The sequence below is a fragment of the Streptomyces aurantiaciflavus genome (assembly GCF_049808595.1).
Lineage (GTDB): Bacteria > Actinomycetota > Actinomycetes > Streptomycetales > Streptomycetaceae > Streptomyces.
In genome coordinates, this window is sequence record NZ_JBNCAQ010000066.1 from 1 (window position 1) to 21,406 (window position 21,406).

Genomic DNA, 21,406 nt, shown 5'->3' on the forward strand with positions numbered 1-21,406 from the left:
GCTTAGGTGTCGCGCCAGTTGGGGGTGGCTTCGTGGGTGAGGCGGCGGGTCATGAGGTTGATGGCGGCCAGTTGGATCATGGCGGCTGATCGGTGGGGGTGGGTTTCGTAGTCGCGGGCGAGGCGGCGGTGGTGCATGAGCCAGCCGAGGGTGCGTTCGATGACCCAGCGGCGGGGCTGGACGTGGAAGCCGCGGGCGGTGGGGTCGCGTTGGACGATTTCGAGGTCGATGCCGAGGTGGGCTGCGTGTTCGACGGCTTTCGTCTTGTAGCCGTTGTCGGCCCAGGCTTTGGTGATGGTGGGGTGGCGTGCGGCGATGTCGGTGAGGAGCTGGGTGCCGGCGGCGGAGTCGTGGACGCTGGCGGCGGTGACGGCGACGGCCAGGAGGAGGCCGAGTGTGTCGGTGACGATGTGCCGTTTGCGTCCGATGATTTTCTTGGCCGGGTCGACGCCTTGGCTGGTCAGGTGGACGGTGGCGGAGGTTTTGATGCTCTGGCTGTCGATCAGGCAGGCGCTGGGTTCGCTTGAGCGGCCTTCGGCCTGGCGGACTTTGCCGCGTAAGAGGCCGGTGAGCTGGTCGAAGATACCGTCGGCTTCCCAGTGGGCGAAGTAGCCGTAGACGGTCTGGTGGGGCGGGAAGTCGTGGGGCAGGTAGCGCCAGGGGATGCCGGTGCGGTCGACGTAGAGGATGGCGTTCATCAGGGCGCGCAGGTCGTGGGTGGGTTTGCGGATGCCGTTGCGGGCCTGACGCCAGGCTTCGAGGGTGGGCCGGATGAGTTCCCACCGGGCGTCGGACAGGTCGCTGGGGTAGGGCCGTGGGGGCTGCATGATGCTTGCGTATGCGGTGGCAGCTGGTCTGAGCAGGGCGTGTGCGGGGGTGTCGGGTGCATCGGGGCGTGCGTTTTCAATCCCGCGTGAACCGGTAGCTTTCTAAACCAGACAGGAGCTCTCGTAAGGAAACCGGCGCATTGCGGCTTTGCTGATTGCCGCAGAAGCGACTTTCCCGACGGATCGCTTGGTTGGGCGCTCGGCCTGGCCCCTGAAATTCGCCATGAACTATCCGACAAGCGAACCAAACGCTCACTAAGACGTCATCTCATTTGGTCGGGCTCGGTCTCATGACAGCGATGGAGGCGGTTGGCCGACGCCGCGGGAACGCGGCTACTGTGCGCAGATGTCGTACCGACTCGACGCCGTCGTAGGTGACTTCGACCGCTTGCGAAGCTGGGCCGAAGGAGTGCCGGGGGCGGTGGTCGCCCCGCTCAGGCAACGCATCGGGCTGCTGCCGCTTTCCACCGCGCTCCGCAGTGATCTGCCGAGAATGCTTTGTGACCTCTCACAGAGTGGACCGGTGGCCCATGTGCAAGCGGACTTCTGGGGCGGCGAGGGGGATCAGCGCGCCGCGTTGTGGCGGGCTGGTGTGCAGGAATGGGGGCCGGTGCAGACCTCGGAATTCAGCGGTCCGCGGGCGGACTGGCCGATCAACGCGGTGCTCGCCCGGCTCGGTGTGGCGTCGGCCGGCCCCGGCGCGCCGGACTACCGCGATCTGTTCGTGGAAGTGGGCCTCGGCCAAGGACGGGACGAGGAGGACTGGCGCCGTGCGGCTCTGAAGGCCCACGACGCGGCCAACTACGACGAGTGGCACGCGAGAGAGCAGGCCGAGCGCGAGTCCGAGGAGCGTGCCGCAGCCGAGCGAGCCCTCTATGAGCGGCTGCCCGGCATCCCGGTGCCCCTCAACGGCAAGGACATCATCACCCTGCTCGACCTATCTCAAGGTCGAACGACAGGGGCGGCCATCCGCCACCTCCAGCAACTCCACATCGACCGCGGCCCCCAGTCCCGCGAAGAAGCCGAAGCCGCACTGCGCACCTGGGCAGCAGAGCAAGGCTTGACCCCCGCCACTGCGGAGCGGGTGGATACAACGTCGCCGCGCGCTGGCCGCCCGGCTTCTGCCGACCGCTACCGCAGCCAGTAGTCATCAGGACGACCTCCTGTACCAGGCCCCTCAAGTGAGTCTGCGGTAGCAGACGAAGGTGCAGGCGATGCTGGTGAAGGCGAGGAAGTGGTCAGCTCTGCGTTCGTAGCGGCGGTGAAGTCAGCGGCATCCGGCGAGCGAGGACATGGTGCGTTCAACGGTCCAGCGGTGGCGGCCGAGTCGTTGTGAGGTTTCGATGCCCCGGCGGGCGATGCGGTGCCGGATGCCGCGTCCAGTCATCGCCTCAGGTGGGCGGCCTTTCTCAACTCTCGGATGTCGCGCCGCGTGAGGTTGACGCCCGCGCTGTCAGTGGGGGCAGAGATGATGCGCTGCATGACTGATGAGCAATACTCCCGGCTTGCTGCCGAGCACCTTCCCGGCGACCTTGCCCAGCGCTGGACAGCGCTTCTGCGGCCGTGCGTACGCCTTCGTCGGGCGGTGGACGGCGAGCAGGTCGTGGCTGCCCTCGGCGGGAAACCGGAACTTCCGGCAGGCGTCGGCTGGCCGGAGTGGCCCGGACACGGGCCACTGTCCTTCGTCGCTTCGGTGCGGTGTGCCGCACTACCCCGCGAGGGGCTTGACGAGCAGTTCCCGCAGGAGGGGATCCTGCTCTTCTTCTTTTTCGACGGCCAGGTCGACGAAGACGTCTTCGTTTCGGCTGATGACCCCGAAACCTGGGCCGGCGCTCAGGTGTTGTACGTCCCGGAGAACACCCCCGTCTTCCCGACAGAAGTGCCCCCGGAGTTGGAAGCGTTCTCGCGGGTGGAGCTGACCGCGGTCACGGAGCAAAGCGCCCCCGACCTGTGGCTGCCCCAGGCCCGGCAAGCCCTGCTCGGCGATACCCGGCACTGGCCTCACTCTCGCGAGACCCCAGCTGAACTCAAGTCGTTCCTCCGTGCCTTCGGGCGCCTGCGCACCCGGATCGGTCACCAGGTCGGCGGCCACGCCGTGCCCGTCCAGGGTCCGGTGGAGTACGACATCGCGAACGCTGCGCTCGGCGGCACGCATTCCTGGGGTGACCAGCCCCTGGACCAGGAAGCTGAGCGCTGGGTGGTGCTCGCCCAGTTCGACAGTGACAGCGACGCGAGGATGGCGTGGGGCGAAGAGGGCACTCTCTACTGGCTCATTCGCCCCGAGGACCTCGCCGCCCACCGCTTCGACCAGGCTCGGCTCACCGTGCAGGGCTAGGCTGTGACCGGGAAGGTTCACCGGTTCGACAGGTGTGATGAGGGGCCGGGCCGGACGAGGAAACTGGTTGCGGGCGGCGGGAGTGTGTCTGACACTGTGCGGGTTTCAGTGACTCCCGCGAGGTCCTCATGACGATCTACTTCTACGGTGCCGACGAGGTCCCGTACGGATGCTTCTCGAACTTCTCCGATCACGGCTTCGACCTCGACGGGTTGTGGTGGCCCACTTCAGAGCATTACTTCCAGGCGCAGAAGTTCGCAGGCACCCGCCATGCCGATCTCGTCCGGCGTGCTCGCACGCCACTGCGGGCAGCCGAACTGGGTCGTGATGCGTCCAAACCTCTGCGGAGGGACTGGGAGCGGGTCAAGGACGACGTGATGCGCCGTGCGGTGGCGACCAAGTTCCGTGCTCATGGCGACATCTGTGAGATTCTGCTGTCCACCGGTGACGAAGAGATCGTCGAGGACACCACTGCCGATCATTACTGGGGTCGCGGCAGGACCGGGACCGGCAAGAACATGCTCGGAAAGATCCTGATGCGCACCCGCAGCCGACTCCGAGCTGAACTTGCCGAAGCCCACAACGGTGATGGCCGCCCCGGCCGATAGCGGGGAGCATGTGCGGTGTGCCGTGTAGGGCGGTTCAGGCCGCGGCCTCAGCGAGGGCGCGTCCGCCCCAGCGGATGCCGGCGGCAGCCGGACGGGCCGCCGACGAGGTGTACGCGGTGCTCTGCTCGGATACGAATGGCGTTCCCGGCTGACCGCCGCACGGCTCGTTGGGGTGGCTCGTCGACTTGAGTGGCGGGAGCGCATTGGCGAACTGCTGCTGGCCAGCGAGCTGACGTATGCAGGTCGGGGTTACTGCTTTGCGCCGGCCCGGTTCGGTAGCCAGGCTGAGGCGGAGATCTTGGTGTCCTACTTGGATCGCTGTCTGCCTCGCTTGGAGTGCCGGTATGACCAGGGCCAACCTCGCGCAGCGGGGCGGCATACTTCCAGCGCCGTTACGGCTGTATCGGCGCCCTCGAAGTGCGTTGACGCGAGGGTCCCGAAGAGGGGTACCTCGGCAGGGGGTACCCCTCTCACATGGCCGGGTCGGCGCGGTTTCTCCTGGGGACGCGTACCGAAGCCCTTCTTCCGGCGTTATCCGCGCCCCGACCCGGGGCGCAGTTCCGCGTACACCCGCGCGGACTCGAAGGGGTACTCGACGCAGGCCTCTCCCGCGAAGCACTGGGCGGCGTGCCGGCGCATCCGGGGCCCGTAGGTCTCGTGGTCGATCAGGTCCGAGTAGGTCTCCCGCTCACCCAGGCCCAGCAGGTCCGCCGTGTCGGCCAGGTAGGCGTCGAAGCCCGGGTACATGAGTCCCAGGTACGGCATGTCGTCCAGGTCGAGGGCGAACACCGGGTACTCGCCCTCCTCGTCCGGCTCGGTGACGGCCAGGATCCGTCGTGAGTCCGAGCCGCCGGGAAGGAGGAAGCACTCGGACAGGCGCCCGGACAGCCACGCGAACTCCGCGCCCCAGAAGTCACCCGTCTCGTCGCCGATGAGTTGGTCCAGCGGTCGCGGCGCGAAGGTGCCGTCCGGGGTGAACCACTGGTGCCGCTCCAGCAGACTCGTGTCGTACGCCAGCCAGGCGCGCAGGCTCGGCGACAGCGGGCGGCCGGACGGGAACACCACCTGGGCCAGGACATCCTCGGGCATCGGTCTGGGGGCGCCGTCTTCCACCCAGGGCACGTTGACGTGCGGCAGCAGATACGGCAGCGCGCTGGCCGTCGGATCGCGCCGCACCACTTCGATGACCCGCTCTGCCAACGGCACTCCGTGCATGAGACTCGCCTACTGTTCGTTCGTCATGGCGTGTGTTCCAAAGGGGGCTTCAGGGGGACTTCAGGGAAGGAAGGGGCGGATCCAGTCCGCGAACCGCTGTCCCCACTCCGCCTGCGCCGCCGCGAGGACGGCGTCGGGGTCCTGCGCCACCGGCAGCGCGAAGTGCTGGTCGAGCCAGGCCACGTACTCGTCGTGGCAGTCGGTGTGCGGCTCGTCCTCGTCGCGGTAGAAGTAGGCCTTCTCGTGCTCGACGCTGATCTCCTCGTCGAAGCCGAGGAGTTGGAACAACTCCCGCACGTGGCGGGCCACGACGTGCTCCCCGCCCTCGTCACCGAAGACGACCACGGGCAGAGTGGCCAGGTCCTCGCGGTCGTCGAGGCGCCACAGCGCGTAGAAGGAACCGCCGGCGGTGGCCTGCGCGAAGGGGATCAGACGGCCGGTGAATTCCGGGTCCTCCGACCAGGCCAGCAGGCCGGAGATGTCCCCGTATTCAGTCAGACCGAATCCCTGGGCGAAATTCTCGTAGCCGACTCGGTCCTGGAAATCCTTCAGCAGGTTGAGTTCTTCGACGGGCGAGTATGTAATGTGCACTGCATCTCCGAACGAGTGAAGAAAGTAGGCGGGAAAACGTGTCGGACACTTTTCTGGTGGCTGCCCGTATTCCGATGTCACGGGAGGGGTTCGAGGGGTGGCTGAGCACACCGGCACGGGGTTTGAGCAGGACCGTCAACCGGGCCGACATGTTCGACGGCTGGCTCTGGAACGGTAGTCGTGCGGACCGGGAATGGGATTTGGCGGACGGGGAGATCACGCCCCGGGAGTTCTTCTCCGAGGCGATCGAGGATACCTGTTCCGGTGCATCCCAGGACGGCTGCATAGTGTTGCATCGGGACGGAGCACTGGAGGCATATCTGTTCCATTTCGGCTATAAGGAGTGGAGCGTCCACACCGCCTTGCTCATGTTCGCCGCTGCCGGGGAATTCAAGTCCGAGGCCGCCGAGGACACGGTGTTGTTCTGGGCCGAGACCGGCGGCAGCCTCTGGCCCCCCGACGCCACCGGGTGGCTCGCGGTGCTGTCGGTCGGCAAAAGCGAGGCTCGGTTCGTCTCCGAGCGGGATCTCACGGAGACAGTGGCCGGTCTGCGGCCGGTCGAGAGCCGGTTCTTCGACATGATCGAGCGGCTGGGTGAGGAGGAGGAATCCTGGGACTGGGAGTCGGGGCGCGACTTCCAGACGGACACACCCCGGGACCCGGCCTTCGTGGACCCCGCGGTGCTGGAGGAGGAGTCGTGGCGGGATCGCCCGCGACGCGCCCCGCGCCACGCCTGACCATCACCCGGCCGCCACGCGTCCAGCCGCGCGAGCAGTTCACGTATCCGGGCGAGCCGCCGGTCGATCTGTTCGCCGTCCAGCGGCCGCCCGGGCACAAGCGACGCAACCATCTGGAAATCCTTCGCTGTCGGAGCTTTCGGAACGAGCTCTGTCTCAACGGCGGCGGCCGCTCTTGACCTTCAGCTGCTCGAAGCGCGGTACATCGCCCTCCCGGATCCGCTGCCAGGCCCTGCGGTACAGGTCGGGGGCCGGTTCGGTCAGTACGAGCTGACCCACGCGGACCTCGGCGAGTTCGCCGTAGAGCGGCAGCTTCCACTGCTCCAGCGGCAGGCGCGGGGACGGGAGGGCCTCCCAGCCGCCAGGGAGGAACAGCGAGCGTCCGGCGCGGCTGCGGCTCGCTTCCACCACCAGGTCGGTGGCGGCCAGTTCGGCGCGGGCGGCCTTGATACGGGCGGGCTTCCAGCCGGTCCAGCGGGCCGTGTTGCGGTCGGTGGGGTCGGGCATCGCGAGCAGCATCAGGTAGAGGGCGGCGGCGTCCTCGCCGATGCCGTACGCCTTGGCCGCCTCGGTCACCAGCTCCGGCACGGAACGGGCGGGGTCCTGCGGATACCAGGTGCCGTCCTTGCCGCGCTCCCCCGCGACCGGGTCGCCCGGGTCGGCGAGCAGGGCCGCGAAGTGCGGGGCGCGGGCGAGGCGCAGCGCCACCTCCGCCGCGAACGGAGCCCCGTCCTGTGCGAGGCGCAGCGCGGGCAGGTACGGGTCCTGGCCGTCCGTGTCGAGGAGGGCGACACTCAGGGCGGGGGCGGGCTGGTCGTCGTGGGTGGCCATGATGATCGCGCCGTACCGCTCGTATCCCGTGGCGATCTCCGTGGGTTGGCCGACCGCCTCCCGGAAGTCGGGCAGGTGGACGTACTGGACGAGGTCGAGCAGCAGCCCGGGGTGGGCCAGCCGGTCCCGTATCGCGGCGAGGGCGGCGGGCAGCGCGGCGCGGATCAGGTCGCCGGCGGGCAGCCGGTGCGCCAGCCAGGCGGCCAGGACGACCGAGTCGATCAGGGTGGCCGCGGTGAACCCGACGGCGTCCTCGTCGACCGGTCTGGCCCGGTCCCCGCTGACCGTCCACTGCAGGTCCCGGCTCAGGAGGGGCTCGGAGGCGGGGTCGAGCAGCGCGGCCAGCGTCGAATGCTCGGCCTTCAGCACGCGCTGCACCTCACCGAGCAGCGCCTCGGGCAGGATCCTGCGCTTGTCGACCTTGCTGTTCCAGACCTCCGCGGCGGCCGCGGTGTCGGGGCCGTCCGTCCACAGCCGGGCCGGGTCGCTGGGCAGCAGTGCGGCGACGACGCCCCTGAGGACCGAGGAGTCGATCTTGCGCAGTTCGTCCTTGGCCAGGGCGGCGTCCGTCACCTTCACGCGGAGCACGGCCCGTGCCTCGGGGGTGAGGAACGACCGGTCGTGGCTGTCCACCTGCGGCAGTCCGGCCACGATCAGCCGGGCCATGGTCGGGGTGACGCCGGTCAGCCGGGCGAACTCCTCGGCCGCCGCCGGGATCCACGGAGCCGGTCCGCGCTCGTCCAGCTCGGCTAGGAACGCCGTGAGCCAGCGGGCCTCGCGGTCCTCGCCGACCGGGGCGGAGGATTCGACCGTGTAGGGGTCGGGGGCCTCGAAGCGGCCGGACGGGTCGTGGAAGAGCGCCGTGAAATCGCAGCCGTGCCTCTCGTGGCGCGAGGTGCACCCGGTGACCACGAGCAAGGCACCGCCGTCCAGCGGCAGCACGCCCGTCCAGCTTCCCTCGTGCCACTCGCCGTCGGGGGTGCGCAGATGGCGCGCGTCGATGTGGAGGGAGACCCGGCGCCAGCGTGCGGGCCCGGCGGCCGAGCTCAGTCCGAGCTCGTCGAACTCGCGCAGCAGCGCCACCAGGGCCTGCCGGTGCTCCGGTGGGGTGGTGGGCGACGCGACCCGGAATGCCGCCGCCGTGAAGAGGTCGGGCAGGGGGGCCGCGTCCAGGTAGCCGCCGGGCAGTTCACGGCCGTCGATGTGCAGGCGTACGGCTGGGGCGGGTTCGTGGGCCGCGCGCGCGGGCGGTGCGGCGGGGGCACCGGCCGCCGACGCGCACGTAGCGGTGTCGCCGGCCGCGAGCACGGCCGGTGCGAGATCGTCGACAGCGTGTACGGACGCCACGGGCGCGTCGGCCGCGCGCAGCGCGCGGCGCAGGACCCGCAGTCGCCGGAAGACGCTGTCCCGGTCGGCCGTGTAGTGGTACCAGTGGCCGCGGGAGCCGTCGAGGCCACTGAGGGCGTCGCGCAGCAGCCGGTCGGACGGCCCGGCAGGGCCCTCGTCCTCGTGGGTGCCGGAAAGTTCCTCGGTCAGCCGGGTCGCCGCCGCGTCGAGGACCTTCTGCTGCTCGGCGGTGTACCGCAGCACACCGGTGATGCCCGCGCGGAGTGCCCTGTCGGTGACCTCGGGCAGCAACTCCCTTACGGCTGCCTTGGGTTCGGACGCCTGGAGCAGTGCCCGGGCCGTCTCGTCGGAGATCCGGCGCAGCACCTGCGAGCCCCGAGGGTCCCGGGGCCGCAGGCAGTGCCAGTACCGCAGCGGCGGAAGGATGGGGGTGCCCGCCGCGAAGTCGCCCGGAGCGCCGTCCACCCTCGCGGAGGCGTTCACGACTCCGTCCGGGTCGACGAGTTCGACGCGCCAGCCGTCCCGGACGACGGCCACGAGCCGGTCGGCGCCGGGGAACCGCACCGCGGCGTACGGCATCCCCCGCTCCTCCGACACGGTGACCCGGCGTCCGGCCAGGTCCTCGCCGCGCCAGGAGCGGTCGGGCTGGAACACCGCGCGCCAGCCGAGCAGCCCGTGCACCGGCACACCGGCGGGTGTGACCTCGTCGAAGGGGTAGGGCGCCAGCGAGCCCGGTGCCCAGGTGCGCTCCCCGTAGGCGTCGGCGAGGAAGGCGGGCGCGCTCGTGCGGCCGAGCCGCCCGGTAGCCGGGTCGTACTCCAACCAGCCGTCCCCGCCCCAGACCCAGTACGAGGTGCCGTCCCCGAGCAGACTCGCCTCGAGGGGCACGGTGGTGTCGCCGCGGTGCAGGACGCCGGCGCCGGTGATCCGTCCGCCGCCCGGCAGGGGCAGGGTCGGGACGCCGACGTCCTCCCGGTACCAGTTCATCTGGGTGCCCCGAAGGACGCGGGCGCCCTCCAGTGACAGGACCCGGTCGGGGTTGTGATGCCAGTACCCGCGCAGCCCGTGGTCGTGGGTGCGCCAGTGGACGAGGAGTTCACCGTCGACGAAGTGGAAACCGGGCGCGCCGAAGGTGCCCTGGTCCGGCAGCCGCAGATCATGGGTGAGCACGGTGCCCTCGGTGCCGATCACCCGGACCTGCGCGGCGCCGGCGGTGATGAGGTACGGCCAGGCGTCGGCCACATACAGGTCCTCGACGTTCTGCCCGCCTACGAGGTCGCGGGCCGCCTCCTCCCAGGCGGGCCAGCCGAGTTCGTCGAGGAGCCCGGCCCTGAGTGTGCGGGCGAGCAGCGGGGCGAGGTCGGTGGCGGCCACCTCCCGGATCTCGTCCTCGGCGAGCATGACGGCCTCGGCGGGCAGCCACCGCAGCCGCTTCAGCGCCTCGGGGAGACCGGGCAGCCCGGTGGCGACCGGGCGTCGCGCGACCTCGCGCACCCAGTCGGCCAGCATCAGCCGTCCGCCGGGCGACTGGGCGAGCACACGGATCGTGTCCAGGTCGTCCTCGCCGCCGCTGAAGATGTCGGCCCCCTGGTGGAAGGGGTCCCGGAACCGGGCGTCGGCGGCGAGGGCGAGCAGGTCGCGCCGGTCGTCGCCCTTCGCCCAGTGCGACAGGTCCATCCGGTCGCAGGGGGCGACGGGAATGTCCAGGGCGAGCAGCAGGTCCAGCAGGTTTAGATCGTGTCCGGCCCGCAACTGCCATCCCAGTTCGGCGAGTTCGGCGCGCAGCTGGTCGGCGGCGCGTTCCACGACCCGGTACAGGGCGGGCAGCTGCGAGGGCTCGTGGCAGCTCTGCGCCCGCACCTGGAACTCCAGGAAACGGGCGAACCAGCCCGCGGTGCCGTCCTGGGGCCGCTCCTGGCCGGGCAGCGTGTCGTCCCACAGCCCCGCGAGGGCCCCGGACTCCTCCAGGATGTCCAACCACAGCAGCAGGACGGCGTGGTCGTTCGAGTCGGGCATGACGTTCAGCAAGGCTCCGCGCACCGCGGGCTCGCGCCGGGCCAGCGCGACCAGGGCCGTGCGGTGGCTCTTCCACCAGCCGGGCGCCGCCTTCGCCGTGGCGGGCAGCGCGAGCAGGTCGGCCAGGTAGGCCTGCTCGACCTCGCCGCCGCCCAGGCCCGCGGCGCGAGCCAGCCTGCGCACGTCGGTCGCCAGCTGGGCGGACGGCACGAGTCCGCCCGCGGTGCGCCGTACGCACAGCCGGGTGAACCGCTCCAGGGCCTCGGCCGCGGGCACCCGGGCGGCCAGTTCCTTCGCGTAACCCGACAGCGCGGTCGCCGTCAGCGCCCCGGCCAGGGCGAACTCAAGGAAGACGGCGTCCAGACGCTCCTCGTCCACCATGAGCCCGTGCTCGGCCTCGGCCTCGCGGGCCCGGCCGAACATCTGCGCCGCGTAGGTGGGGTTCTCCACCGACAGGAAGACACGTCCGGCCTGTTCGTAGAACGTGGGCAGGAAGTGCGGTACCGCGGCGGCCAGTTGGCGGGCTGTCTCCCGGTAGGCGTCCAGAGCGGCCTTCGGCCTGGTCTTCGCCTGGCGCGCGATCCGCTCCAACTCGGGCACGACGCCCAGCGCGTGCTGCCCGACCTCAGGGTGGCGCACCAATACCCATTCCGGGAAGCCGAGCGCCTGGCGCGCCGCCAGCCCGACCTCGACGGGTTCCGTGTCCGGTGCGAGGCCGAGGTAGCCGGCGGCCAGGTCCTCCGCCGCGCCCAGTTCTCCCGCGACCAGCCGCACGACGACGCGGTCGTCCAGCCCCGGGTGCGTGTACGACCGTGCCGTCAGCGGCACGGCCCGCTCGCCGGCGCCTTCCGTGCCGAGCGGCAGCACAGCTCCGGCCGCCAGCAGTTCCTCGTACGACACCTGCGCTCCCCCGCTCACGCGCCCGTCTCCTCTTCGATCAGGCGCCCGGCATGGAGCGCCGCCGCCATCCGCATCCCCTCCGACCAGGCCACCGGGCCGATGTCCACCGGTCGCAGCCTGCGGCCCTCCGGGTCGAGCCAGGACAGCCCGCCGGTCCGTACCTCGTAGTCCCACGGCTCCCCGATCCACACGGCCGCCTCGACGGTGCGCTCCCCGTCCCGCACCCGGCAGATGGCCCGTGAGCCGGAGACCCGGTAGCCGAGGGACGTGGCACGCGCGGCCAGCGCGGAGCGCCAGAACCTGCCCCCGGCGAACTCCGAGACCTCCGTCGCCCGGGCATCCGGATCGGCCGGCCTGCGCCAGGTCGCCCGATGGAGCTGCTCGACACGCTGCACGATCCCCAGCTCCGCCGCGAACTCCCGCAGGTCGTCCAGGTCCGGCAGCAGTACCGGGTGCGGCAGCGTCACAGTCGGCGGGGACAGCCGTACGGTCTCGCCGTCGAGGTCGACCACCCGCAGCTCGCCCACCTCGGTGACACCCCGCAGAAAGCCCACCTCGTCCGGGACGCCACCGACCACCACCAGATCACGCAACGCCGACTGCCAGGCCTCGTCCCGCCACACACGGGCGACCAGTTCCGTGGGCACCGGCAGCGACGACACCATCCAGGTGTCCACCTGCGCCACGCACGCAGCCTCGTGCCGGTCCAGCCACTCGGCGAACCGGCGCAGCCCCTCCACCTCCGGATGATCCTTGAGCCCTTTCGGCAGCGACTTCAACTGCCGCCCCGCCGCCCGGCCGGACGTGGCCCTGGCCGCCACCCGGCCCTCCACCAGGGCGACTTCGTACGCGTCGCCCGCCGCAAGCCAGCCCACCGGCCCCCGCCTTCCGCACCGAGAGAACTCAAGATCGACACAGCACGTCCGGTGATCCGGCACTCAGCGTGACGATGAGCGGAACGTTACGAGCAGCCACTGACAATCGTCCGGGCGAATCTCTCCGGCGTACGCCGAGTCAAGCCCTGTGACCTGGGGCGACGCATCCGGGGAAGCACGTAATCGCAGTACGTACTACCGGCCGGTCACCAGCATCGGCAGGTCCCATCCGGCGCTGCAGGTCCACCGCCTGCCGGTAGAGATGGCGCGCCCCCGAGTCCTCCGCGAGCGCCTTCGCGCGATTGACGTGCTCCAGCGCCTGCTCCAGCACCTGCACCTGGGGCTGCGGCCGGTCACGCGGACCGCGTGACGTGACATCAAGTCATGTAGCCGGACATGCGTTCGGTATGTTGATCAGAGAGGCTGATGACAGGGGGTAACGAGGATGCAGCCGGAGGTATCCGAGGTGTATCAGCGGGCCGCCAGCCGCTTGGCCGGACCGGACATCGGTGTACATCGCACTGCGTTGCGGGACTTGGAGGCACTGGCCCAGGCGCATCCCGCGCAGCGGCGACCCGTGGCCGACGCCGTCTGCCGCTACCTGCGTGGCCCGGTCGTGCAAGCTGTTGACAGTTCCGTCGACCTGCGGGCGGCGGCAGCCGCGATACTCGCCGCCCTGGCGCGCCGGCATCCGGCCACAGACCAGGTCTCGGCCGGTGCAGCGGCCGATGCCGGGTGCGGTGCCGACTGCGAGGACTGCCTCGACATCGACCTGGCCGGCGCCGTACTGCCGGATGTCGACTTCAACGGCTGTCGTTTCGGCCAGGCCCGCTTCGCGGACGCCCACTTCCGCGGCGCGTGCGTGTTCGACGGCGCCCGTTTCACCAGGGAGGCGCTGTTCCAGAGGGCGGTCTTCGAGAGCGACGCGCGTTTCGCGGGCGCCCGGTTCGGCGACACGACCGTGTTCGGGTGTACCAGGTTCCGGGCAGGCGCCGACTTCTCGGGCGCCCGATTCCAGGGGATCGCCTGGTTCGGCCGGGGCGAGGACGAACTCCCGGAGGACGAGCAGGCATGGGAGCAGGCCGAGGCATGGCGTCCTGTCGCCTGGGACGAACTCAACGAGGACGACCCGATCTGGCCCTTGGCCGTACTGGAGGGCGACTACCAGGACTGGGAGGAAGGCGGTGACGGGGCACGCTTCAACGGCCGGGTGTCGTTCGCTCACGCCCGGTTCGAGAGTGCCGCCTGGTTCTGGAAGGCGCGCTTCGGCAGCGAGGCGCTGTTCCACCAGGCCGTCTTCGGTGGACGGGTCCACCTCGTGCAGCCTGCAGCCGACCTCACCGGCGCCAGGCTCTCCGACACCGCCGATGCCGAAGAACAGGACTGGCCCCTCGGCTGGACCGCGGCCACGCCGGGAAGCGAAGACGGAAGCTACGCGCGACTGATCCCCGACGAGTCCGTCGCGCCGTACCACGGTCAGCTCGCCGATCCCGACCCCGAGGTCCGCCTCACCGGCCTGCGCATCCTCGGTGAACTCGGGGACGCGGAGCCCGAGCTCAGGCAGCGTGTCGTGGACACCGTCTGCGCGTATCTGCGGATGCCGCTGGCTTTCGACGTCACTGCCGACGTCTTCGCACTCACCCCCTCCCAGTTCAGCGAAGTACGAACGCGGCGGAGCGCTCAGCGGCTGCTCGCCGACCGCACACGCCCCTCCGTCAACCGGCCGATCTGGGAGGACATAAACCTACGACTCTCCGGAGCCACTCTGATCGACTTCGATGCGAGCGGATGCCGACTGGCTCACGGAGACTTCACCGGTACGCAGTTCCACGGGAACACGACGTTCGCGGGCGCATCATTCGGCGATGTGTCGTTCAGCCTGTCATACGCGCGTGACGGACGCGCCTCCTTCCACGGCCCCGCCGATTTCTCCGGCGTCCGACTTTCCCACGGGTCGCTGCGTCACTGCCTCTTCCACACAGACGACTCCGTACGCGCGACCGGAACCACTCAGGACCTGGTCCGGATGCTGTTGGGAGCCAGGGGCACCTCGGCCTCCGCTGACATCACCATCAGGTTCCGCGAGGCGCTGCTGACAGCCGGCTCGGAAACCCCCGACAATCTCGCCTGCGTCCAGCACCTGGAGTACGGCAAAGTGCCAGGACCCTCGTATGCCCCTGAGCGGGAGAGGTCCGGGCTGAAGATCACCGGCACCGACATCCTCGTCTCCGACCTGGCGTGGCGTGTCGAGGACACCCCCGTCCCGGCCTCCGTCGCCGACGACTATCCCGAACTCACCACCGAGCAATGGTCCGCCGCCACCCGCGTCATCACCCTCCTCCTGGGCGCACTTGAAGCGGACTGACCCACGGACGGCGCGCCGCCACCCTTCCCGCGCAGCGACCGGCCGGCGCCCCCGACGGAGCAGCTCCGGACCACGGCCGCACCCAGAGGCCACCTCACCACCGAATCACCGGACGCCGAGCCAACATGGCCGATTCCGGCCCTCTGACGACCCCCACGCGGAGTCGTTCCCGCCGGAAGAGGGCGTCGATCAGGGTGGGTTTCTGACGTGCTTCCGCCAGCACAGGGGGTGCGCTCTTCGCCGGGGTCGACCCCGCAAAACCGAAGTCGATCACCGTGTTTTGCTTCTGTATGGTTGCTGTGACAGTGCCCTGTGCGAGGGAGAACGGCACCCATGACCGCAGTGCCCATACCGGCTGCCGGTGAGCGCCCCGTCGGACGGGAAGCCGAACTCTCCTTGCTCGCGCGAACCGTGGCGGCGCTGGTGGACGGCCGGGGCTCGGTCGTGGAGGTCACCGGAGAGCCGGGCATCGGCAAGTCCCGCCTGGCCGCGGCACTCGCCGACCTGGCCGCACGCCGGGGAGTCCCGGTCGTCCGCGCCCACGCCGTACGCGGAAACACCACGTCGTTCCAGGTGTTGCGGGACGCCTGGGAGGCACGGCGGGCGCACCCGCGGGCCGGCGGTGACAGGGGGAAGCCGTTCGACGAGGTCCGTGACCGGCCCGCCGAGTGGGCGGCGGGCTGCGTCCTGGTGCTGGACGACATCCACTGGTGCGATCCGGACTCGGCGGCGGTGCTCGTGCGGCTGGTCCGTTCCGTGGTGCCCGGTCCGTTCCTGCTCGCCCTGGCCCACCGCCCCGGGCAGACGGCTCCCGAGGTGCTGGAGGCGCTGGAGGACGGCGTACGGGCCGGCACGGTGACGCGCATCGAACCGGGCCCGCTCGACCCGGAGGCCGTGGCCGCGCTGCTCGCCCGCTGGGGCACGCCCGTAAGTCGCGATTCGTGCACCCCGGCCGAACTACAGGAGTTCGCGGGCCGGTTGTGCGTCGCGGCCGAAGGTAATCCGCGCTACGTGCGTCTGCTCGCCGCGGCGGACTGGCGCTCCGAGCACTGGCCCGACCGCCCCGGTGCCGACACCGCCGGACTGCTCCGCGAGGCGAAGCCGCTGATCGCCGAACTCGATGCGCTGACGCCGCAGGCGGCCGTCACGGCTTCCGCGGCGGCCGTGCTCGGCAGCCCGTTCCGGCCGCAGGACGTCGCTCAGGTCTCCGGGCTGGGGCTGGACGGCACCCTCGACGCACTCGCCGACCTGGAGCGGGCGGAGCTGGTGCGCTCAGCCGACTGGAAGGGCGGTCTGGCCTTCCGTCATCCCGTCATCGGCCATGTCGCGCACGAGAGGGCCGGGGTCTCCTTCCGGCTGCGCGCCCACCGCCGCGCCCTGGAGCTGATCACCGGCCGCGGCGGCCGGGCCCGCGAACGGGCCCGCCACGCCGAGCACCTGCTGGGCGCGGACGCCGCTCTCGCCGCACGGGTCCTGGCCGAGGGCGCCGCGGAGATCGCCGCACGAGAGCCGGAGACCGCGGCGCACTGGCTCCGGTCGGCCCTGGAATCCCTGCCCGACGGGGAAGGGGACTCCCTCGTCCGGACCGAGATGGAACTCGCCTGCTGCCGTGCGCTGATCGCCTCGGGCCAGCTGCACGAGGCTCGCACGCGCGCGCACGAACTGCTGGCACACCGGCACGCGGCTCTCGGCGAGCGGCAGTCGCTCCAGGCCCACGCTGTCTGCGCGAACGCCGAACGGCAGCTCGGCCGGTACGCGGAAGCGGCGGCCATCGCCGGAGCCGCCCTCGGCCCGCTGCCCAGGCCGCTGCCCGATCCGATGCCGGCCGAGGCCGTGGAACTGATCATCGAGTACGGGCTGGTCCACGTCCTCAGCGGTGCGCACGACCAGGCACGCGCCCTGCTCCGGGAAGCCGCGCGGACGCCGAGTGCAGCAAACGCAGCGGATCACACCGTGCTACGAGTCCTCAACGCTCTCTGCGCCACCCACGCGGGAGACCTGGACGAGGCCGCCGACGAGGTCACCCGCTGCGCCCGGCTCGTGGACGCCCTTCCGGACCCGCTCGCGGGCCGCACGCCGGAGACCCTCGCCCTGCTGGGCAGCGCCGAGCTGTACCTGGAGCGGTTCACGGACGCGGCCCGACATCTCAGCCGCGGCCTGGCGCCCGCCGACTCGGGCCCCCAGCAGCCCATCCGGCTGCATCGGCTCCTGGGGCTCGCCACGGCCGAGCTGTGGACCGGCCGCCTGGACGCCTCGCAGCGGCATGCCCGGGAGGCGGAGAACCTGGCCCGCGCCCTCGGCGTCCAGCCCGCGGTCACCCTGGCGCAGGCGATCCGCGCGACGGCACTCGTCTGGGCCCGTGGCCGGCAGTATGCCGACGAGGCCGTCGCACTCGTCGAGGAGGCCACGAGCGCGGCCCCGGCCGGCCACGGCTGGTGGACTGCCTCGGCGACGGGCCTGCTGGCGCAGGCACGGCTGCTCGCCGGTGACGCCGCCGGGTGCCGGCGGGCCCTGTTGGAGGGCGGGGGCGGCAGGCGACTGCCCCGGGTCCGGCCGTTCTCCCGGCCCCTCCTGCTCACCCTGCTGGCCACGGCCACGCTGGACTGCGGGAACCGCGAGGAGGCCCACCGACTCGTCCGCACCGCCGAGGCAGAAGCCGACCGACTCGGCCTGCCCGTCCAGGAGGCCTACGTCCGCTGCGCCCGCGCCCGACTCCACATGACCGACGGGGAACACGACGCCGCCGCCAAACTCTTCGAGCTCGCCGCGGAGACCTTCCGAACCGCCGACATGCCCGTGCAGTACGCCTGGACCTTGGCGATCGGTGCCCGCTCCTTCCACGAAGCCCAGGGCCGGGCCACCGCCCTCGGTCACCTCGACGCGGCCGAGGCGGTCGCCCGCGCCCACGGAGCACTGCTCGTCCAGGAGCGGGTGACCGACACGCGTGCCGAGCTGTCGGAGGACGACCGCGGCACACACCCCCTCGGTCTGCTCAGCGACCGCGAACGGGAGATCGCCGAACTCGCGGCGACGACTCTGCGCACCCGGGAGATCGCCGAGCGGCTCTTCCTGAGCCCACGCACCGTGGAGACACACCTGTCCCGCATCTACCGCAAACTCGGGGTCCCGTCCCGCCTCGCGCTCTCCGACCTCCTGCGGCGGAGCGGGGAGCACCGGTCCCGGACGAGAAGACAACCGATGTGACTACCGGCTCCGACACAAACGACAACAGGCATCTTCCTCTTCGGCGGCGTCACCACCCCACCAACCGTCCCGGCCTGCCTGGCGGCGCTGCGATCCCGGCTGCTGCTCGCAGCCGAGTGTGACGGGCCGGAGGGCTGGGCGCCTGTCAAGCGGGGTCGGAGGGCGACTGCCTGTCGCGGTAGGCGCGTGGGCCCGTTCCATAGTGGTTCTTGAACGCCCGGGTGAAGTGGGAAGCGTCTTTGAACCCGAGTCCGAAGGCAATGTCGGTGATCGTCCGCCTCGCATGGCGAGGGTCCGTGAGGAGCCGCGCGGCGCGTTCGAGCCGCTGCTCCTGGATCGACCGGGAAGGTGAGGTGCCCTCGGCACGGAAGAGCACCTGCAAGTACCGGACGGACACACCGAGGGCGTCGGCGACCATGGCGGGCGAGAGCTGTGGGTCCGCGAGGTGCTCCGCGATGTACTGACGGGCCCGCAGCCACTGTGCCGATCGAGGGAGCGCCGAGCCGTCACCTGAGGCGAGCCGCTTCGGCAGCGCGGCCCCCAGGAGCTCCAGAACATTGATGCCGACCTGCTGGACGACGTCGGGCGCCAGTTCGGCCGCGTGTCTGGTCAGCGAGCGGAGGTAGGGCGAGAACAGGGCGCCTACGCCGTGATCGCCTCGAACGACGGTCGCTGTCGCGTCCTGCGGCAGCCGGCAGTATGCGATGAACAGTGCCCGGGGGATCTTCAGCGACACCAGCCCGAACCGGTCGAGACCCGTGATCCGGCACGGACGGGCGCTGTCGTAGAGGGCGAACTCTCCAGGCCGCAGGACCGCGTCGCGCTCGTCCTGCGTCACGATGACCGAGCCCCGGACGGCCAGGTTGACGAGGAAGTCGTCCTGGGGTGACCGACGTATCAGTGATGGCGTCCTGAACACCGTGTGCGGATCGGCGTCGACGGTGGCCACCTGCATGCCGCCGATCGCTTGAGCGGTGACCGCGCCCCGGAAGCCCTCGGTGCGGCGCCGCGGTACGGCGACGTCGTAAGGGACGAACGCCTCGCTGACCACCTGGTGCCAGTACGACAGCTGTGAGGGGTCATCGACCGTCGCTGTGGAGAATTCCAGACTCATGCGGTCACCTCGCTGCCGACGCTGCACGGACCACGGACATCCGTGTGCGCGCAGAGTCAACAATCCCGTGCGGCGGGAGTCAAGACCTGGCCGGACGTCTCCCCCTACGTTCGGCGCGGGCCCTGAAAACGGCGCCCGACAGCGGCAGCCGCACCGGAATCGGTTGTTGCGAAATCCCCTCCTTCCCCGGCGGCAGAAAAGAGGAGAGATGACCACTTCCGACGAGATCATGAAGCAGCACGTCGCGACAGAGGCACGGGTGGACCTCATGCGGGACAAGTACGCCCTGGAAGAGGGCTATATCAGCGACGACAGCACTCCGTGGGTGCCGTTCGTGCCCAACGTCTTCATCAAGCACCTCACCTTCGACGTCCGGACCAGCAGCGCCGCGAACGTGCTGTGGGTGCAGGAGGGCGGTGTGCTCGGCCGCCACCGCCACCGCGGCCCGGTCTCCGGTTACGTGCTGGAAGGCAGCTGGCGCTACATGGAATACGACTGGGTCGCACGACCGGGCGACTTCGTCCGCGAGAGCCCGGGGCGGAGCCACACGCTCTACTCCGAACACGGTATGAAGACGATGTTCTGGCTCAACGGGCCGCTGGAATTCCTCGACGAAGAGGACCGTGTCCTCGAAACGGTCGATGTGTTCTGGTTCATCGATCATTACGAAAGCCACTGCAAGGCGAACGGAATAAAGATCAACGAAAGGCTTTATCTGTAACGCAGCCTTTCACCGTGAGCGACCCGCCCTCGCCGCTGAGAGCGAAGGCCATGTCGCGGAGCAGGGCGGCCCCGGGCTACGGAGCCATGACCACGCGGTCAGACCGCGTGGCCATACACTGACCTCGTTCGATGCAGACCTACGGCCGTCGGGAGACCCTTATGGCACCAGTGGTGGGGCGAAGCGAGGGCTCCTCTGTGCCGCGCAGCGCGGACGTGGCCCGGGTTGCCGGGGTCTCACGCAAGACGGTCTCCCGGGTCTTCAACAACGAGCCGTACGTCTCCCAGGAGGCCCGCCAGAAGGTTCTCGCGGCCGCTGAGCAACTCGGCTACCGACTGAACCAGGCGGCCAGGACACTGGCGTCCGGGCGCACCGGCTGCATCGGTGTGGTCGCCCTGGGCACCGCCGGATACGGCACCGCTTCCCTCCTCGTGCACATCGAGCGTGCTGTGCGCGACGCGGGTTACGCGCTGCGCGTGGTCAACACGCCGGACGGGGACCCCGCGCGTATCGCCGGCGCCGTGGAGTCCCTGCTCGAGCAGGGCGTGGACGGCGTCGTCGTCTCCGAACCCATCGTGGAGGGAGAGGTCGGCGTCCGCGTCGACGTGCCGGTCCTCTTCCTGGGAGCACCGCCGGCGTTCTCTGCCGCTCGGACGGTGACGATGGGGGTGGGCGCCCACGAGCTGGCGCGGGCTGCCACCGACCATCTGCTGGACCTGGGGCACGCTACCGTTCATCACCTCGCCGGCCCGCGCCGGTGGTACGCCACCAAGGACCGCATCGAGGGATGGCGGGCGGCGCTCGCGGCGCGGGGCGCGCACGAGCCGCCGCTGCTCAACGGTGACTGGTCGGCCGCCTCCGGCCATGCCGTGGGCCGGGCGCTGGCCTCGGACAGGTCCGTGACCGCTGTCTTCGCGGCGGGCGACGAGATGGCCATCGGGCTCATCCACGCCCTGCGGGAAGCCGGGCGTCGCGTGCCGGAGGACATCAGTGTCGTCGGCTTCGACGGCAACCCGGTGTTCGCCTACGTCTCTCCTCCCCTGACCACCGTGCGCCAGCCTTTCGAGGCCGCGGCCGGGGAAGGCATCCGCCTTCTCGTGCACGCGATCGAGAAGCCCGACACCGACCTGCCGCAGGCGAGCGACCCACCGGTCGAACTCGTCCTCCGCGGTTCGACCGCGCCTCCGCCGTCCCACTCCGACACACCGGACCAGCGCACCATCTGAGAGCACCCCGGCAGCAGCAGGGAGCACACCCCAACGCCCGGGCATCGCTTTGCCGTTCGCCGGTTGTCCCACCGAGGCCCGCGGGCAGCGGCGCCTGGACCATCAAGAACGTCAACAGCGACCTCAACCTGGACATCCGCGACTCCTCCAGCGCCGCGGGCGCCGCCCTCGTCCAGAACACCGCCTCCAGCGCCGACTCCCAAAAGTGGAGCCTCGTCGACGCGGGTGGCGGCTACTACAAACTCCGCAACGTCAACAGCGCCCTCGTCGCCGGCGTCGCCCAGTCCTCCACCGCCAACGGGGCAGCCGTCGTCCAGTGGAGCAGCGTCGGCATCGACGACCAGCTCTGGAAGATCGTCCGGATCAACTGACGGCTCCGGCCGTGCCATGACCAGGCGCAGGAACCGCCGGCGAAGCGGTTCCTGCGCCTGGCGTCCGCCTCGGCCAACCGGCCGAGGCGCAACAGACCCGTCCTCCCCCCACAGACCGAGGTG

At 70.6% G+C, this 21,406-nt stretch carries 15 protein-coding genes and 2 pseudogenes; 10 read left to right on the forward strand and 7 right to left on the reverse strand.

Going from position 1 to position 21,406, the window contains the following annotated elements; genetic code table 11:
* Window positions 1-2: 2 nt before the first annotated feature.
* Entirely contained in the window at window positions 3-827 is an 825-nt protein-coding gene (locus ACPT94_RS41525) for an IS5 family transposase (protein WP_425246310.1), read from the reverse strand.
* A gap of 346 nt (window positions 828-1,173) precedes the next feature.
* Here ACPT94_RS41525 and ACPT94_RS41530 point away from each other — a divergent pair, with 346 nt between their 5' ends.
* Window positions 1,174-1,974: a hypothetical protein gene (locus ACPT94_RS41530; RefSeq protein WP_360349579.1), complete on the forward strand. Its 801-nt coding sequence runs from the start codon at window positions 1,174-1,176 to the stop codon at window positions 1,972-1,974.
* Window positions 1,975-2,004: 30 nt separating this feature from the next.
* Here ACPT94_RS41530 and ACPT94_RS41535 read toward each other — a convergent pair.
* Window positions 2,005-2,205, reverse strand: a pseudogene (locus ACPT94_RS41535) (transposase); the annotation flags it as partial.
* A 102-nt stretch (window positions 2,206-2,307) separates the two neighbouring features.
* Here ACPT94_RS41535 and ACPT94_RS41540 point away from each other — a divergent pair.
* The 3 genes and pseudogenes from ACPT94_RS41540 to ACPT94_RS41550 all read left to right on the forward strand — a co-directional run.
* Window positions 2,308-3,162, forward strand: a complete 855-nt coding sequence (locus ACPT94_RS41540) for a YwqG family protein (RefSeq protein WP_425248109.1) — start codon at window positions 2,308-2,310, stop codon at window positions 3,160-3,162.
* 128 nt (window positions 3,163-3,290) lie between these two features.
* Window positions 3,291-3,770 carry a riboflavin biosynthesis intermediates N-glycosidase gene (gene ybiA / locus ACPT94_RS41545; RefSeq protein WP_360349573.1) on the forward strand — a complete coding sequence of 160 codons (480 nt, stop codon included), beginning with the start codon at window positions 3,291-3,293 and terminating at the stop codon, window positions 3,768-3,770.
* Between the two features lie 172 nt (window positions 3,771-3,942).
* Window positions 3,943-4,068: pseudogene (locus ACPT94_RS41550) on the forward strand (DUF6000 family protein); the annotation flags it as partial.
* 233 nt (window positions 4,069-4,301) lie between these two features.
* Here the strand turns inward: ACPT94_RS41550 and ACPT94_RS41555 are convergent.
* Window positions 4,302-4,976, reverse strand: a complete 675-nt coding sequence (locus tag ACPT94_RS41555) for a hypothetical protein (RefSeq protein WP_425248110.1) — start codon at window positions 4,974-4,976, stop codon at window positions 4,302-4,304.
* 69 nt (window positions 4,977-5,045) lie between these two features.
* Complete coding sequence (locus ACPT94_RS41560) at window positions 5,046-5,576, reverse strand: hypothetical protein (protein WP_360349568.1); 531 nt, start codon at window positions 5,574-5,576, stop codon at window positions 5,046-5,048.
* Window positions 5,577-5,632: 56 nt separating this feature from the next.
* Here ACPT94_RS41560 and ACPT94_RS41565 point away from each other — a divergent pair, with 56 nt between their 5' ends.
* Window positions 5,633-6,313, forward strand: coding sequence for a hypothetical protein (locus tag ACPT94_RS41565; protein WP_425248111.1), 681 nt, complete (start codon window positions 5,633-5,635; stop codon window positions 6,311-6,313).
* Window positions 6,314-6,469: 156 nt separating this feature from the next.
* On the opposite strand, the gene ACPT94_RS41570 is transcribed toward ACPT94_RS41565, so the two are convergent.
* Both ACPT94_RS41570 and ACPT94_RS41575 read right to left on the reverse strand, forming a co-directional pair.
* Window positions 6,470-11,425 carry a DNA-binding protein gene (locus tag ACPT94_RS41570; protein WP_425248112.1) on the reverse strand — a complete coding sequence of 1,652 codons (4,956 nt, stop codon included), beginning with the start codon at window positions 11,423-11,425 and terminating at the stop codon, window positions 6,470-6,472.
* Window positions 11,422-12,282, reverse strand: coding sequence for a DUF4132 domain-containing protein (locus ACPT94_RS41575; RefSeq protein ID WP_360333379.1), 861 nt, complete (start codon window positions 12,280-12,282; stop codon window positions 11,422-11,424). The genes ACPT94_RS41570 and ACPT94_RS41575 overlap by 4 nt, the downstream gene beginning before the upstream one ends.
* Before the next feature lie 535 nt (window positions 12,283-12,817).
* Between ACPT94_RS41575 and ACPT94_RS41580 the strand changes: the two genes are divergently transcribed.
* Both ACPT94_RS41580 and ACPT94_RS41585 read left to right on the forward strand, forming a co-directional pair.
* Window positions 12,818-14,647 carry a pentapeptide repeat-containing protein gene (locus ACPT94_RS41580; protein WP_425248113.1) on the forward strand — a complete coding sequence of 610 codons (1,830 nt, stop codon included), beginning with the start codon at window positions 12,818-12,820 and terminating at the stop codon, window positions 14,645-14,647.
* Window positions 14,648-14,980: 333 nt separating this feature from the next.
* A complete protein-coding gene (locus ACPT94_RS41585; RefSeq protein ID WP_425248114.1) occupies window positions 14,981-17,851 on the forward strand; it encodes a LuxR C-terminal-related transcriptional regulator in 2,871 nt (956 codons plus the stop codon).
* Window positions 17,852-17,996: 145 nt separating this feature from the next.
* On the opposite strand, the gene ACPT94_RS41590 is transcribed toward ACPT94_RS41585, so the two are convergent.
* On the reverse strand, window positions 17,997-18,965 hold the full coding sequence (locus ACPT94_RS41590) for an AraC-like ligand-binding domain-containing protein (protein ID WP_425248115.1): 969 nt from the start codon (window positions 18,963-18,965) through the stop codon (window positions 17,997-17,999).
* 208 nt (window positions 18,966-19,173) lie between these two features.
* On the opposite strand from ACPT94_RS41590, the gene ACPT94_RS41595 reads away from it, so the two are divergent.
* From ACPT94_RS41595 to ACPT94_RS41605, 3 genes are all read left to right on the forward strand, one after another.
* A complete protein-coding gene (locus ACPT94_RS41595) occupies window positions 19,174-19,686 on the forward strand; it encodes a 2,4'-dihydroxyacetophenone dioxygenase family protein (RefSeq protein WP_425248116.1) in 513 nt (170 codons plus the stop codon).
* A gap of 161 nt (window positions 19,687-19,847) precedes the next feature.
* On the forward strand, window positions 19,848-20,912 hold the full coding sequence (locus ACPT94_RS41600) for a LacI family DNA-binding transcriptional regulator (protein ID WP_425248117.1): 1,065 nt from the start codon (window positions 19,848-19,850) through the stop codon (window positions 20,910-20,912).
* 134 nt (window positions 20,913-21,046) lie between these two features.
* Entirely contained in the window at window positions 21,047-21,283 is a 237-nt protein-coding gene (locus ACPT94_RS41605) for an RICIN domain-containing protein (RefSeq protein WP_425248118.1), read from the forward strand.
* Window positions 21,284-21,406 lie beyond the last annotated feature (123 nt).